Source organism: Deltaproteobacteria bacterium (assembly GCA_022340465.1).
GTDB lineage: Bacteria > Desulfobacterota > Desulfobacteria > Desulfobacterales > B30-G6 > JAJDNW01.
This window is the reverse complement of the sequence record JAJDNW010000074.1, coordinates 14,798-29,320: the sequence shown is the minus strand read 5'-3', so window position 1 is coordinate 29,320 and position 14,523 is coordinate 14,798. Positions and strand designations below refer to the sequence as shown.

Below are 14,523 nucleotides of genomic sequence, written 5' to 3'. Positions count from 1 at the left end.
CTTCTCTCCTTACGTTAATGCTGCCGCCGCTTTCCAGGGCGGCACAAGCTGTCTTTTAATATTCAGCACCGGGCACGCCATGCGCCCGGTTTCCACCTCTGCCGCCAGGCTGTCGGGCGCGGTTATGAACTCGAGCTTCAGGTGGCACTCGCACGCGAATGCGGCGGCGAATTCGTATCCGTCGTATATATGCTCCGGCAGGGTTTCGTCAATGAGATTGGCATTGCCGACAACACCGGTCATCTTCATTTTGGACGCGGCTTCTATCTGTTTCTTGATGGCAATGCATCCTGCTATTGATTCCGTGAAGGGTCGGAACGGATTGACAACCTGAAGCATGTTGACCGGCAGGTCCCGCAACCGGTCCGCCAGAGAAGCCAGCACCGTTGCACCGGCATCGTCACCACCGGCATCGAGGATCACCAGGCCGGACTGCTCGCGAAGGGCACCGGCCACTTCGCGAACCAGAATCGGCAGATCGGCCGCCATGTACTGCTCCCGCGGCAGAATGACCTCTATCCCGTGACGGCGCAGTTGGTGCCGGGCTTCCCGCGTCCTGAAATAGGGATTGACCAGGTCCAGGTCTGCCAGGCGCACGTCGATCCCCTTGGCGCGACGCTCCAACGCAAGGTTCACGGAGACCTCTGTCTTTCCGCTCCCATAGTTCCCCGTGACGACGACGATGCCGTTCAGATCGATATTCATGCCGCGAATGCGTCCCTCCCGCTTGCCCGGTTCGCGGTGAACGCCGCGCCGACAAACGAAATCAATAATTTCCCTTCCTTCGAATAAACTTGTTTTGTATTTTCTATTTATTAGGGTGTCAACCCCAAATAAAATCGTTGCCAGAATAACGTTTCGAATAGGATTATCTGTGACACGTTTCAATCGGAACAGAATCATGTCAATGGGTATAGATGCATGCGGATGTGGCATCGGTGCTGTTTTTGTGATACCTAACACGGATAAACCTAAAAATCATAATATCGAACATCAATCCGAAACCAAAATCTCTTGCAAACATGATGGGATTTCGCAAATAGGCACTAACTCAAACGCTCGGTCTATGGGAGTGGATGAATCATGAGAGGTGTGCGTACCGGCCTGGACAATCTGATCGCATCTCCGCCGGCGTGGCTGAAAGGAAAAAATGTCGGACTTCTGTGCAACCCGGCGTCCGTGGACAGCCGCCTGCGGCATGCTCGCCTGTTGATTGACGCGCAGCTGCCCTGCCGCCTGAAGTCGCTTTTTTCCCCGCAGCACGGATTTTTCTCCGAGAAACAGGACAACATGATCGAATCCGCAGACACTTCGGATCCAATCCTCAAGATTCCCGTATTCAGCCTCTACGGTAAAACACGGGTCCCGGAACTGCGCATGATGGACGGACTCGACGTTTTGATTGTGGATCTGCAGGATGTGGGGACCCGGGTTTATACCTTCATGTACACCGTTTCGTATTGTCTGGAAAAGGCGCGCGAACACAAGCTGAAAGTGCTGCTGCTGGATCGCCCGAATCCCATCGGAGGGGTTGCCGTCGAGGGCAACTGCCTGTCGCCGGCATACAGCTCCTTTGTGGGGCGCTACCCCATACCCATGCGCCATGGACTCACCATGGGGGAACTGGCCCGGCTGTTCAACCGCGAATACGGTATTGGATGTGACCTCACGGTTGTGCCCATGAACGGATGGAAACGCGATATGCTCTTCCCGGCCACCGGACTCCCCTGGGTCGCCCCGTCCCCGAACCTGCCTACCCCCGCCTCGACCGTGGTCTATCCCGGCCAGGTTATTTGGGAGGGCACCAATGTGTCAGAAGGCAGGGGGACCACCCAACCGTTTGAGCTGTTCGGCGCCCCCTATATCGACCCGGTTGCCATCGAAGCCTTCCTCCGTGATGCCGTTCTTGCGGGCGTCGTCTTGAGGAGCACCGCCTTTGAACCCACGGCCAATAAATGGAAGGGCGCCCTCTGCCACGGCTTCCAGCTGCACCCCCAGGACACGACGCTGTACCGACCCTATGCCACGACACTGCTGCTGGTTCAGGCAGTGATCGCCTGTCACGCCGGTGCCTTTGCATGGAAGCAGCCCCCCTATGAGTACGAATTCGACAAAATGCCCATCGATCTCATTCTCGGGGGAAAAAATATCCGTGAGCGCATCGAAAACCTGGACGATATTGAAGATGTCGTCGCATCCTGGACGGATGAAACCGAAGCCTTCGAACGCATGAGCCGCTCCTATTATCTTTACGACTGAAACCGGCGACAACAGCCATTAAAAAAATCGTGAAATGCGAGAGGTGAAATGTGAAAAGTAAAACGTATGGCGCAAGGCAATTTCAAAGCATCATGCGCTGAGCGGCATGCACCTCGAGTTCTGCGCGCTGATTGGGCGTTAATCCTCTGATTTCTGACTTCCGATATCTGGCCTCTGACCTCTCCAAGGTCTTACCCTCGGCCCCTGGAATCCTTCGCCCCTCGGATCCTTACAGGTACCCATTCAAAGACGCCTTTCAGCCTGGGATGGATGCAGCCATGCGCGTCCCCCGGATAAGTCACAAAAAAAGCCTGCACACCGGCGGTGTGCAGGCCCCGTTGCAACAGGCTCGCGATGCTTTTTAATCGTCTTATTTTTTCAGGGTTTCAATCTCTTTTTTCAGATCATCGATCTCTTGCTTATATTGTTCGGTGTTATCGGATGCGTCGGCCGCTTCAAAGGATGAATCGTCCTTTTTCCAGGAGTCCTTCAGTTCGTCAAACCCCAGATAAAGGGCCAGGCCGCCACCGAGAAGCAGCATAGGAGGCAGGGCACCCGCCAGAAGCTGCAGAAACGCTCCAAACCAAACGGAAAGGCCGATCAGGCCCAATACAGCTGCCACCGCTCCACCAATCAACGTCTTCATAAACCAACCTCCTTAGGGAATTACATTATTATTTCAATGAGTTATCCATCTATTTTTTTACTCTCTCTCAATGATTTTGGGAATATCATAGCCATTTTCGTAACGCAAGTCTAAATTTAAAATATTGCAAACAAAGATCCCATCTGATATTTCCCTAATCCCGTTATGGATACAAATAAAAAATCAAATGCCGGCGGCATACGGCAACGATTGAGGGCGGCGATCAACAGGCTTTTATCGCAGACGCACGATCATTTTTTTTACTACCTGCCCTCGAAAAAAGGCGCCACCACAACCTGGCTCCTCACGCTTTTCTACCGCGGCATCAAGGACAACGAAGAACAGCTGGCTGTCATCGACAAGCTGCCCGATGATGCCACCGTCGTTTACCTGAACAAATTCAAAAGTAAATTCGACTTCCTGTTTTTTCACACGCGGTATCGGCACAGGCATCTCCCGGTCCCCGAAATCGGCCTTGGTTACCGCTTTTTCATTCTGCAGCCGATAACCCGCGTGCTGAAAATCATCCTTTCTTCCCTGGATGCCCTTTTCCTCTATCACAAGCTGCCGGATCCGTACCGGGACGGCTACTTCTCCCGGGAATTGCTGCAGGGAAAATGCGCCTTCATGTCCCTGGTGGAAAAGCGGGGGTTTTACCGCCGCTTCGTGAAGGCGCAGACCGATTCGATCAGATTTCTCATAACACACCAGAAATCCACAGCAAAAGCCGTGTACATCGTCCCGCAAATCATGTCTTTCGGTAAAAGGCCCGCCCGTTCCATCCCTTCCATCAAGGACATTCTTTTCGGTTCGATATCCCGACCCGGGCGGTTGCGCCGTCTGGCCATTCTGTTCAAAACACCGGAAAAAATTTTTTACGAAGTCTCCATACCGCTCAACCTCAAACAGTTTCTCGCCGCCCCCGACATCCGTGACCTGTCCGACGAACAGCAGGCGCTGATGCTGCGGCGCAACCTGCTGCTACAAATCAATCGCCACCGGCAAAGCATTACCGGCCCCATGCGGAAGTCGATCGAGGAAGTCAAAGAAAGCATTCTCACTAACCAACGCGTGAAAGCGTTTATGGACCATCATGCCGAAAAACGCGGCATCCCGCTTTGGAAGGTCAGAAAGAAGGCCGACGGCTATCTCGACGAAATCGCGGCCAAACAAAACCCGGGCCTTCTCAGGTTCGGCGAAGTGTCTGTCGGCTGGATCCTCAACGCCATGTTCCAGGGCGTCAACTACAACGAGGAGGGATTGAATCGGGTCAAAACCATGGCTCAGAAAGGCCCTTTGGTTTTCGTACCCTGCCACAAAAGCCATGTGGACTACCTGATGCTGCCATACCTGATGTACATTAAAAATATGCCCGTTCCCCTGGTTGCTGCCGGCAAGAATCTCTCCTTCTGGCCGATAGGGCCGGTGTTCAGGTCTCTGGGCGCTTTTTTCCTGCGCCGGACATTCAAGGGCAACGTGCTTTACGCCAAGGTTTTCGGCGAATATATCCACAAACTGCTGGAGGAGGGGTTCAACCTGAAGGTGTTTATTGAGGGCACGCGCAGCAGAACCGGAAAGCTGATCATGCCCAAACTCGGCTTCATATCCATCCTGATGAACGCCTACAAGAACGGTGCCTGCGAAGATCTCGTGTTTGCGCCTGTGTATATCGGCTACGACCGTGTTCTCGAAGAAAATTCCTATCTTCATGAAGTCGAAGGCGGCCAGAAAAAGGATGAGAATTTTCTGCAGGTTATCAATGCGAGAAAATTCCTCAAGAACCGATACGGAAAAATTTACATCAAATTCAACGAGCCCATATCGCTGAACGCCATCCTCGCCCGTGAAAACCTCATCCTGGCCGAAATGTCCCAAAAGGAGCAAAACGCTCTTTGCCGCAATCTGGGACACCGCATCATCAATTCCATCAACACCGTGACGGTCGTAACCCCCCATGCGCTGGTGGCAGGCGCCCTTTTGAACAGAACGAAAAAACGACTGCCCTACCGGGAATTGCTGGAGGATGTGGAAATCTATCTCAACCACCTCAACATGCAGAAGGTGGAGATTGCCGACACCCTGTTGATGAACCATGTGCACGCCGTGAACAATGCCCTGGAATCATACGTCGACCGCAAACTCGTGGAACGGGTGGCCGAAGACCGGACGACACCCTTCGAACGGTGTGAATTCAAGGTCAATCAGGATAAAAGACCCGTGCTGGAGTTTTACAAAAACAATTGCATCGCCTTTTTCGTTCCGGCGGCTTTTACCGCCCTGATCATCCTCGACAAGGATGCCTTCCAGTTTTCCGCATCCGACCTGCATGCCGATTACGCCTTTCTCCAGGACTTTTTCAAATACGAGTTTGCCTTTGATGTGGATCTGACGCCGGGCTATTACGTACGCAAGACCGTCAAAGCCTTCATCGACGACGCCATCATCATCCCCCACCCCACCATTCCGGAAACGTATAACATCACGTCGGCCGGATTTCGGAAACTGAAACTGCACGCCAGATTTCTGAAAACCTACTTCGAAGCCTACTGGGTCGTGCTCAAGTACTTTAAAAAACATCCAAGAAATACGACCTCCGCCAATGATCGTTTGAAAAATATACAGAAACTGGGCAACAGGATGTACAAAGCCAGGGAAGTGGACTGCATTGAAGCCATCTCCAAGGTCTATTTCGAGAACGGGAGCAACTTTTTTACGACGCATGGTGTCAAGGGAGCGGAAGATGAGGAAAAAATAGCTTTTTACACAGACACCATCAAGCGCTACCAGGACAGGATGAACCACCGATGAAAGCCATGGTGTTGGCCGCAGGCTTTGGCTCGCGGCTCATGCCCTACACCAAGCACACCCCCAAACCGCTCTTCACCATAGCCGGAAAAACCGTTCTCGACACGACGATCCGACGTCTGGTGCGGGCTGGCGCTTCCGCCGTGGTCGTCAACACACACCATCTGCACGCCATGGTCGAAAATTACCTGGCTGCCGCGGACTATGGCATCCCCGTTGTAACCAGCCATGAACGGCGGATTCTCGGAACCGGGGGCGCTTTGAAAAACGTATCCCATTTCTGGGATGACGCTCCCTTCATGGTGGTCAACGGCGACATTTACACCGACATCGACCTGCGGGCCGTTTACCGATTTCACTGCAACCACACCGGTCCAGTCACCCTGGTCCTCTGCGACGACCCCGCTTTCAATCAGGTAGCCCTGCATGAAAACGGCACGGTTTTCGATTTTCAAAAAAGGGAACCGGGAGCCGACACCTGGACATTCACCGGCATCCATGTCATCGACCCGCGTGTACTGGATCTGATCCCCTCCGGGTGCTTTACGAGCATCATCGACACCTACCGCCTGCTGATTGAACGGGGCGAGGCGGTGCACACCTACATTCCCGGCCACGTGCAGTGGGACGACGTGGGCACGCTCGACCGCTACTCGCGGGTCGCCCGCCGGGAAATGTGGAAAAAGGCCTTCCGTCTTGTTTATCCCGGCACACCCACGCAAAACGGATACATGACGCGGCTGTCAGGCGATGGTTCCGATCGCAAATGGTACCGCATCGCCTGTGAAAACCGCACCATGATCATGGTGGATCACGGCCTCCGGTGCGGCGGCCACACCAGCGAAGCGGACGCTTTCGTCTTCATCGGGCGTCACCTTCGCAACAACAACGTCGCGGTTCCGGAGATTTATTATGCCGACACCTTTGCCGGACTGGTGTGCCTGGAGGACCTGGGAGATCTGCACCTGCAGGAAGCCGTGCACCGCGCCGCCTCCGACAAGGCCGTCATCTGCCTCTACCGGAAAGTCGTCACGGCATTGATCCGCATGTCGGTTTCGGGCGGGGAGGGATTCGATCCATCGTGGGCCTGGCAGACGCCGTCCTACGACCGTCAACTGATCCTGGACAGGGAGTGCCGCTATTTCGTGGAATGCTTCCTTAATCTCTATCTGGGCATGGATGTGGCCTATGTTGCTTTGGCGGAGGATTTCGACTGCCTGGCAAAAGAAACCGTGAACAACGCCTTTACCGGGTTCATGCACCGTGATTTCCAGTCGCGCAACATCATGCTCCGTGCCGGCGAACCGCTTTTCATCGACTTCCAGGGAGGTCGTCTGGGCCCTCTGCAGTACGATCTGGCGTCGCTGCTCATCGATCCCTATACCGCCCTACCCCCCAGGATCCAGGAGACGCTCCTTTCCTTCGCCATGCAACGCCTCTCCCGTGACCGAGACATGGAACCCGGACGCTTCATGCAAGGCTATGCCTGCTGCTGCATTACGCGCAACCTCCAGGCCCTGGGCGCCTTCGGGCACCTGTCGAAAAACAGGGGGAAATCGGATTTCGCGACCTACATTCCCACGGCCCTTGACACGCTGAAGCACAATCTGGAAAAATACTTTCCCGGTGAAAAATTGGAGCGGCTCAAACAGGCGGTGCAGCAGGCTTCCCACAAGTTGAGCGCCGCACGTGAGGGAGGGTGAACCACAAAGGCACAAAGGACATCAAGAGTCGGATTTGAATGGTAGGGCATAAGACGCAGGTAGTAGGGAAAAGCTCAGAGGTCGGAGGAGGTGGGACAGAAGATCAGAAATTATTGATTATTACACAGGAGGTGCCTATGAACCCTATCAACGTCATGGTCAACGGCCTGCCCGGCAACGTCGCCACGGTTATCGCCCGGCATATCTTCGAAGACCACCGTTTCAATTTGCTTTCCTGGTCGCTGACCGGCGCCGAAATAGAGGCGTCGTCCTGCTGCATCGGAGATTTGGAGATAAAACTGATCCATCCGTCGGAACGGGAAGCCGCGGCAGCGGATCATTTCGGGAAGCTGAAGCCGTTTATCGCCGTGGATTACACCCACCCCTCGGCCGTCAACGAAAACGCCCTTTTTTACGCCGGAAACGGCCTGCCGTTCGTCATGGGAACCACCGGGGGAGACCGGGAGGCCCTGGTGGACGCAGTCAAAGGGTCGCTGGCTTCCGCGGTCATCGCGCCCAACATGGCCAAGCAGATCGTCGGCTTTCAGGCCATGATGGAGTGGGCGTCACAAACCTTCCCGGGCCTTTTCAAGGGATACTCCCTGACGGTTCGCGAAAGCCACCAGCAGGGCAAGGCCGACACCAGCGGGACGGCCAAGGCGATGGTCGGCTACTTCAACGACCTCGGAATCGAATTCGACGCCGGCAGGATTCAAATGGAGCGAAATCCGGAAGTGCAGTCCAAAGAGTGGGGCATTCCCGAGGCCTTTCTCGAAGGCCACGGGTGGCATACCTACACGCTTGATTCCGACGACCGGACGGTGAGGTTTGCATTCACCCACAACGTCAACGGCCGGGAGATATACGCCCGGGGCACCATGGATGCCATCGTCTACCTCGCCGCGAAAGTGCGCGCCGGCAGCCAGGGCGAGGTGTTCAGCATGATCGATGTGCTGAAGGGAAAATAAAAAACCGTGAAACGTGAGAGGTGAAACGTAAAACCTATGGCGCAAGGCCCAAGGCAATTTCCAACCTAAATCGAACATCCAGCGTCCAACATCCAACGTCGAATGTGGTTTATACGCTATTGTTTAGGATTTCGGATTTGGTGCTTGGAATTTTATTGCCTCTGTTACCGGCGTATCAAAATATCTGCGGCCAGGCTCAAGTGGCCAGCATTTCAATACGTCTTTAAATTTGATATTAATCTATATTTTAAATGCGTTAGAACATAAAGTTTAACACTTAGCACTAACATATTTACGCCTTTTCTATCATCTCCAGAACGGCAACCAGCGCCTTTTCAAGATTCTCCGGCTGGGTTCCGCCTGCCTGGGCCATGTCCGGCCTTCCGCCGCCGCCGCCGCCGACAAGCCCGGCCGCATGCTTGACGATGTTGCCGGCATGAAATTTATCGACCAGGTCCTTCGTGACCACGGCGATCAGCAGCACCTTGCCCCCCGCAACCCCTCCAAGCACGACGACCCCCGACGCAATTCTGTCCTTGAACCGGTCCGCCAGTTCCCGCAGGGCTGCCGGGGATTCGACCTCGACTTTCTTCACCAGCACCTTGACGCCGTTCACATTCTTGAAGGCATCCTCGGTTTCGCCTGCCGAAATGGTGGAAATCCTGGCTTTCAGCTGCTGGATCTCTTTTTCAGCGCTTTTCTGCTGGGCCATCATTTTCTCGATCCGCTGGGCGACACTTTCGGGCTTGTCGCGCAGCAGCATCGCCGCTTCCTGCAAGACGCCGACCGACTGCTGTACGAATGTAAGGGCGGCCGAACCGGTCAGGGCTTCGATGCGCCGTACACCCGAGGCCACGCTCGACTCACCGATTATTTTAAACAGGCCGATGTCGCCGGTCCGGTCGGTGTGCGTTCCACCGCACAGCTCCCTGCTGAAATTGGAGAGGGAAATCACCCGCACCCTGTCACCGTACTTTTCTTCGAAAAGAGCCGTAGCGCCGGACTTGAGAGCCGTTTCGGCGTCCATCTCCTCTTTCTGCACGGCAACATTTTCGCGGACACGGTCGTTTACCAACCGCTCGATCTCATCCAGCGCGTCATGCTCCACCCGCGAAAAATGGGTAAAGTCGAAACGGAATCTGTCGGGCCCAACCGCAGACCCGGCCTGTTTGACATGCTCCCCCAGCACCTTCCGCAGGGCATAGTGCAGTATATGGGTAGCGGTGTGGTTCAGGGCGGTGGCGGCCCTCTTTTGGGCATCCACCGTAAGGAGGGCGTCGTCGCCTTTGCGCACGGTGCCGTAAACAACCGTTCCCTTATGAATGATCAGGCCGTTGGGGTCCTTGACGGTGTCCGCCACCGCCACTTCGAAGGCCGTGCCGTCGGCGGCAACGATGCTGCCCGTATCGCCGACCTGCCCGCCGGATTCACCGTAAAACGGCGTCGCCGCCGTGAGCACCTCGACGGTCTGCCCTTTCTCCGCCCAAGGAATCTCCTTGCCGTCTGCGACGATCAGTTTTATTTTCGATACGGCTTCGATTCGATCATAGCCCAAAAACTCGGGGACGAACCCCTCTGCCGACAGATCGCGATAGGCGTCACCGACCCCTGAAAAGGCGGTGACGGATCTCGACCTTTTGCGTTGCCCCTCCATGGCCGACTCGAACCCGTCCATGTCGAGTTCCATGGCCCTGTCGCGGACCACGTCCCTCACGATGTCCACCGGAAAGCCGTAGGTGTCGTACAGCTTGAAAATCACATCTCCGGGGACCTGATTCCGCCCTTTGGCCCTGATATCCGCCAGCGTGTCATTGAGCAGCCTCAGCCCGAAATCCAGGGTTTCCGAAAAACGCGCCTCTTCGTTCTGGATGACCTTGGTAATGAACGCCTGGGATTCCTTGAGTTCCGGATAGGCATCCTCCATGATATCGAACACGACGCTGGCGGTCTTGTGCAGAAAGGGTTTCACGAGCCCCAGGTTGCGCCCGTAGCGGATTGCCCGCCGCATAATCCGGCGCAGTACATACCCGCGACCTTCGTTGGACGGCAGGACGCCGTCGCCGATAAGAAAGGCGGCCGCCCGGCTGTGGTCCGCAATCACCTTCATGGCCACGTCGTCTTCCCCGCTGTCCCCCATCTTTCTCTCGGCCAGGTCTTCGGCTTTTTTTATAATCGGCATGATGAGGTCTGTTTCGTAATTGGTGGGCAAGTCCTGAAGCAGGGTCACCATGCGCTCGAGGCCCAGCCCCGTGTCGATGCTCGGTTTAGGCAGCGGCGTCATTTCACCGGCGGCATTGCGGTTGAACTGCATGAAAACCAGGTTCCATATTTCCAGATAGCGGTCGCATTCGCAGCCCACCTTGCAGTCGGGGCGGCCGCAGCCGTACGGTTCTCCCCTGTCGAGCAACAGTTCGGAGCAGGGGCCGCAGGGACCGGTGTCGCCCATGGCCCAGAAATTGTCCTCCTCGCCGAACCGGACGATACGATCTGTGGGCAGGCCGATCTTTTCATGCCACAAGTCGTAGGCTTCGTCATCGTCCAGGTACACCGATGCGTACAGCTTTTCGGCCGGCAGTCCATACCCGTTGACCAGAAGGTCCCAGGCAAATTCGATCGCCCCTTCCTTAAAGTAGTCGCCGAACGAAAAATTGCCCAGCATTTCGAAAAATGTGTGGTGCCTTGCCGTGTAGCCCACGTTTTCCAGATCGTTGTGCTTGCCCCCGGCGCGGACACATTTCTGCGAGGTGGTCGCCCGTGCATACCCCCGCTTCTCTTCTCCCAGAAAGGTTCGTTTGAACTGTACCATGCCCGCATTGGTGAAAAGCAGGGTCGGGTCGTCCTGCGGAACCAGGGAGGAGCTCCTGACAATCTGATGATTGTGTTTGTGAAAATATTTTAGAAACGTGCTGCGTACTTCGTTGCCGGTCATGCGTACCCCCAACGTTAATTGCAATGGTCATGTGATTTTTTTGGCATACGGATATGAGGAGGCCACGTACCTTGGTGCGTGGCATGCCACTATTTTTCCCCGTCCTGCTCTTCATCCGGCGTTTTCTTGGGAACCAGCCCCACGGATTCCCTTACCCGTCTGTAGGCGTCCTCGAAAATATCCGGGTTGTCGGCCAGAAAGACTTTGACGTTTTCGCGTCCCTGGCCGATCCGTTCACCGTTGTAGGAATACCAGGAACCGCTCTTTTCGATGATGCCCTCCTCGACGCCGACATCCAGTAGGTCGCCCGTTTTGGATATGCCCTCACCGTACATGATGTCGAATTCGGCATTCTTGAAAGGCGGCGCCATCTTGTTTTTCACAACCTTTACGCGCGTCCGGTTGCCGGTAACCTCCTGCCCGTCCTTGATGGCGGTGGACCGGCGGATGTCCATGCGTACCGAAGAGTAAAATTTGAGGGCGTTGCCGCCCGTGGTCGTCTCGGGGTTCCCGAAAACGACGCCGATTTTCATGCGAATCTGATTGATGAAGATGATGGACGTCATGGTTTTGCTGATGGTTCCGGTCAGTTTCCTGAGGGCCTGGGACATGAGCCGGGCTTGAAGCCCCATGTGCGAATCCCCCATCTCGCCTTCGATCTCGGCCCGGGGAACGAGAGCGGCCACCGAGTCGATCACCAGCACGTCGATCGCGCCGCTGCGGACCAGCATGTCCGCGATCTCCAGCGCCTGTTCGCCGGTATCCGGCTGGGAAACCAGCAGCTCGTCGCAATTTACGCCCAGTTTTTTGGCGTAACCGATGTCCAGGGCGTGCTCCGCGTCCACAAAGGCGGCGATGCCTCCCTGTTTCTGGGCGTTGGCCACGCCATGGAGCGCCAAGGTTGTCTTGCCGGAAGATTCCGGTCCGTAAATCTCTATAATTCTTCCCCGCGGGAGCCCCCCCACTCCCAGGGCCTTGTCGAGCGCGATGGAACCCGTCGATATCACGGGCACCTCGATGATCGGCCGACTTCCCAATTTCATGATGGACCCCTTGCCGAACTGGCGTTCGATCTGCAACATGGCGTTGTCCACCGCCTTTTCTTTTTCAGGTGAGATGCTCATGTATAACCCTCCTTAAAATATTCATTCCTATGTTGAGCGCTTCAAATTATAAAAATGATCAAAATGAAACTATTTTCAGCGGCAGACCCGAAAATCGCTCAATTTAAGTCATTTCCAACACCCGGCGGCATCCCCGTCAGGTCTGCCCCGGCTATCTCCGTATATTCCGCCCCCGAGGGTTTCAGCTCGCTCCTGAACAGCGTCACCCTTTCGGCGGAAAACGGCGATGAAGAAAAAGAGCCGTTCGACTCGATGGCACCTGCAAGTTGCTGCGGCCGTATGCGGCCTTTGACGCGGCCGAGCGTGAGATGCCCCCGGAAGCTTCGTTTCTCGGGCTCGAACCCCTCCGCCGCCAGGGCATGCTCCAAATCGTCATGAAAGTCATGCAGGCGGTCGGTATCGCCGTGCACGCCGCTCCACAACACCCGCGCTTTCCTGATCGTGGGGAAAACGCCCAGTCCCTTGGCTTGCAGGGAGAGTCCCTGATGGTTTCCTGAAACCTGTCTGAGGACCGCCGCCAGGCTTTCCCGCCGGTCGGGGTCGACGTTTCCCAGAAACTTCAACGTCAGGTGGATGTTCTCCGGTCGCACCCAGCGCAGGTTCAAACCGTATTGTCTCAAACGGGACTGAAGGGAACCCAGCGACGCAGTGACCCCCTCAGGAAGTTTGAACGCAATGAATGCACGCATCAGGCCGCTGTGCCCCCCGCTTCCAGGTAAATCCTAAATCCCGATATCGAAATTCGAAACAAATTCAAATTTGATGGGTTGTTTGTTAATTGCGTTTGTTGCGTTCATTGCGTTATCGGAAAATGCGGGCAACCCGATGAACCGGTGAACCCAACGAGTTCAAGCAACCCAATGACCAGCCAACTCAACAAACTCGCTAACCCAAAGCGGCCGCTATAACGAGCCGCGCCCCAGGGTAAACTGCGGTTCTCCCAGCAGGAAATTGCCGCTCTCGATCCTGCGCTTCAGCAGGTCGGCAATCTCCCTTGCGCGCACCATGCTCGAGAGCGGGACCGTCGGGACGGTTTTACCCTTCACCTTGATGGAGCCGCTCCTCAGTTCCGCGTAGCTCACCTGCCCCAGGCTCCGGGCCTCCCCTTTGGGGTAGTCGTTGCCGTAGTCGATGACCTGGGTGAAGATTTCCTCGTCGGACACGGCCGTGTATTGGGCCATCTTTTCATTCAGGATGGGGATGGGGATGCCCAGGCCAACCGCCAGCGAACAGCCGTACCCTTGAATGCTGACCCCTGTGAGCCATTTGGGTTTCATTTTCTTGAGGTCGCCCATTACGAACAGCGTTCCGGCCGGGCTGACCGGCACCCCTTTGGACGTGCGTTTCACAACCGGTTTGTGCTGGGTGCCGCTCCAGGTGACATACCCTTCGGCACCCCCAAGGAAAATGCGCGTTCCCAGTCCGATGGTCAGGTAGTAGGGATCGTTTAACAGGGGGCTCAACTGCCCGGCCGAGCAAAAGTTGGCATTCCCCATGTTCGGCCGCAGGGCCCCCATGTAGGTGTACACCGTGTGCTTTTTCAGGCTCACGGCGCAGTTGTAATTCTGGTAACCGTTCCGCGGGTTGCACAGGACGGCATTGTTCAATTCCCGCAGGGTTATCTCTTTTTCAATGCCTTGATTCGGGTAGCAGTCGGTGCCGTATGCCGTGGCCTTCAGATGCACTTTTTCACCGGCCACGAGGTCCTGGATGACGTGTCCGCCGCCGTACCGGAACTCGCCGGGATAGACCTTGTTCAGGGGATCGTCCTCACACGGCTCGGTGGCCCCGATGTAACAATCCACGGCGGCGATGCCTCCATAGGCGGGCACGTTGTTCAACCAGACCTTCGAGGCTTTGATGCCAGGCTTGGTGTGCCCGAAATTGATAAACGCGCCGGACGAGCACATGGGTGCAAATGTCCCGGTGGTTACCACATCGACGTGTCTGGCGGTCTCGACCGGCCCAGCCTCCCGGACCATGCCGATCATTTCCTCCGCTGTCACGACAACGGCCTCTCCCGCTTTGATTCTGGTATTGATCTCCCGGTAGGTCTTTTCAACTTTGAATTTTTTCATGGCCCGTCCCC

Annotated in this window: 10 protein-coding genes; 4 read left to right on the top strand and 6 right to left on the bottom strand. The window is 55.7% G+C overall.

The features are described 5' to 3' along the window. Positions 1 to 9 precede the first annotated feature (9 nt). Complete coding sequence (locus tag LJE94_11810) at positions 10 to 705, bottom strand: cobalamin biosynthesis protein CbiA (GenBank protein ID MCG6910794.1); 696 nt, start codon at positions 703 to 705, stop codon at positions 10 to 12. Between the two features lie 378 nt (positions 706 to 1,083). On the opposite strand from LJE94_11810, the gene LJE94_11805 reads away from it, so the two are divergent. Then, the gene (locus tag LJE94_11805) at positions 1,084 to 2,259 is read left to right on the top strand and encodes a DUF1343 domain-containing protein (GenBank protein MCG6910793.1); all 1,176 of its coding nucleotides are present in this window, start codon (positions 1,084 to 1,086) and stop codon (positions 2,257 to 2,259) included. A 370-nt stretch (positions 2,260 to 2,629) separates the two neighbouring features. Here the strand turns inward: LJE94_11805 and LJE94_11800 are convergent, their stop codons facing one another. Continuing rightward, the gene (locus LJE94_11800; GenBank protein MCG6910792.1) at positions 2,630 to 2,905 is read right to left on the bottom strand and encodes a hypothetical protein; all 276 of its coding nucleotides are present in this window, start codon (positions 2,903 to 2,905) and stop codon (positions 2,630 to 2,632) included. A gap of 165 nt (positions 2,906 to 3,070) precedes the next feature. On the opposite strand from LJE94_11800, the gene LJE94_11795 reads away from it, so the two are divergent. From LJE94_11795 to dapB, 3 genes are all read left to right on the top strand, one after another. Then, positions 3,071 to 5,713: a 1-acyl-sn-glycerol-3-phosphate acyltransferase gene (locus LJE94_11795; GenBank protein MCG6910791.1), complete on the top strand. Its 2,643-nt coding sequence runs from the start codon at positions 3,071 to 3,073 to the stop codon at positions 5,711 to 5,713. After that, entirely contained in the window at positions 5,710 to 7,413 is a 1,704-nt protein-coding gene (locus LJE94_11790) for a phosphotransferase (protein MCG6910790.1), read from the top strand. The genes LJE94_11795 and LJE94_11790 overlap by 4 nt, the downstream gene beginning before the upstream one ends. Positions 7,414 to 7,550: 137 nt before the next feature. Beyond that, entirely contained in the window at positions 7,551 to 8,381 is an 831-nt protein-coding gene (gene dapB / locus LJE94_11785; protein ID MCG6910789.1) for a dihydrodipicolinate reductase, read from the top strand. A 292-nt stretch (positions 8,382 to 8,673) separates the two neighbouring features. Here the strand turns inward: dapB and alaS are convergent, their stop codons facing one another. The 4 genes from alaS to LJE94_11765 form a co-directional block, all read right to left on the bottom strand. After that, positions 8,674 to 11,310, bottom strand: coding sequence for an alanine--tRNA ligase (gene alaS / locus LJE94_11780; GenBank protein MCG6910788.1), 2,637 nt, complete (start codon positions 11,308 to 11,310; stop codon positions 8,674 to 8,676). 89 nt (positions 11,311 to 11,399) lie between these two features. Continuing rightward, on the bottom strand, positions 11,400 to 12,434 hold the full coding sequence (gene recA / locus LJE94_11775; GenBank protein MCG6910787.1) for a recombinase RecA: 1,035 nt from the start codon (positions 12,432 to 12,434) through the stop codon (positions 11,400 to 11,402). A gap of 98 nt (positions 12,435 to 12,532) precedes the next feature. Beyond that, a complete protein-coding gene (thpR, locus tag LJE94_11770) occupies positions 12,533 to 13,123 on the bottom strand; it encodes an RNA 2',3'-cyclic phosphodiesterase (protein MCG6910786.1) in 591 nt (196 codons plus the stop codon). 213 nt (positions 13,124 to 13,336) lie between these two features. Beyond that, positions 13,337 to 14,512 carry a homocysteine biosynthesis protein gene (locus tag LJE94_11765; GenBank protein MCG6910785.1) on the bottom strand — a complete coding sequence of 392 codons (1,176 nt, stop codon included), beginning with the start codon at positions 14,510 to 14,512 and terminating at the stop codon, positions 13,337 to 13,339. Between the last annotated feature and the right edge of the window lie 11 nt (positions 14,513 to 14,523).

What these genes read in the sequence shown, in the direction of transcription:
- LJE94_11810 (MCG6910794.1), bottom strand. Translation starts at nt 705, where the DNA reads ATGAATATCGATCTGAACGGCATCGTCGTCGTCACGGGGAACTATGGG.
- LJE94_11805 (MCG6910793.1), top strand. Translation starts at nt 1,084, where the DNA reads ATGAGAGGTGTGCGTACCGGCCTGGACAATCTGATCGCATCTCCGCCG.
- LJE94_11800 (MCG6910792.1), bottom strand. Translation starts at nt 2,905, where the DNA reads ATGAAGACGTTGATTGGTGGAGCGGTGGCAGCTGTATTGGGCCTGATC.
- LJE94_11795 (MCG6910791.1), top strand. Translation starts at nt 3,071, where the DNA reads ATGGATACAAATAAAAAATCAAATGCCGGCGGCATACGGCAACGATTG.
- LJE94_11790 (MCG6910790.1), top strand. Translation starts at nt 5,710, where the DNA reads ATGAAAGCCATGGTGTTGGCCGCAGGCTTTGGCTCGCGGCTCATGCCC.
- dapB (MCG6910789.1), top strand. Translation starts at nt 7,551, where the DNA reads ATGAACCCTATCAACGTCATGGTCAACGGCCTGCCCGGCAACGTCGCC.
- alaS (MCG6910788.1), bottom strand. Translation starts at nt 11,310, where the DNA reads ATGACCGGCAACGAAGTACGCAGCACGTTTCTAAAATATTTTCACAAA.
- recA (MCG6910787.1), bottom strand. Translation starts at nt 12,434, where the DNA reads ATGAGCATCTCACCTGAAAAAGAAAAGGCGGTGGACAACGCCATGTTG.
- thpR (MCG6910786.1), bottom strand. Translation starts at nt 13,123, where the DNA reads ATGCGTGCATTCATTGCGTTCAAACTTCCTGAGGGGGTCACTGCGTCG.
- LJE94_11765 (MCG6910785.1), bottom strand. Translation starts at nt 14,512, where the DNA reads ATGAAAAAATTCAAAGTTGAAAAGACCTACCGGGAGATCAATACCAGA.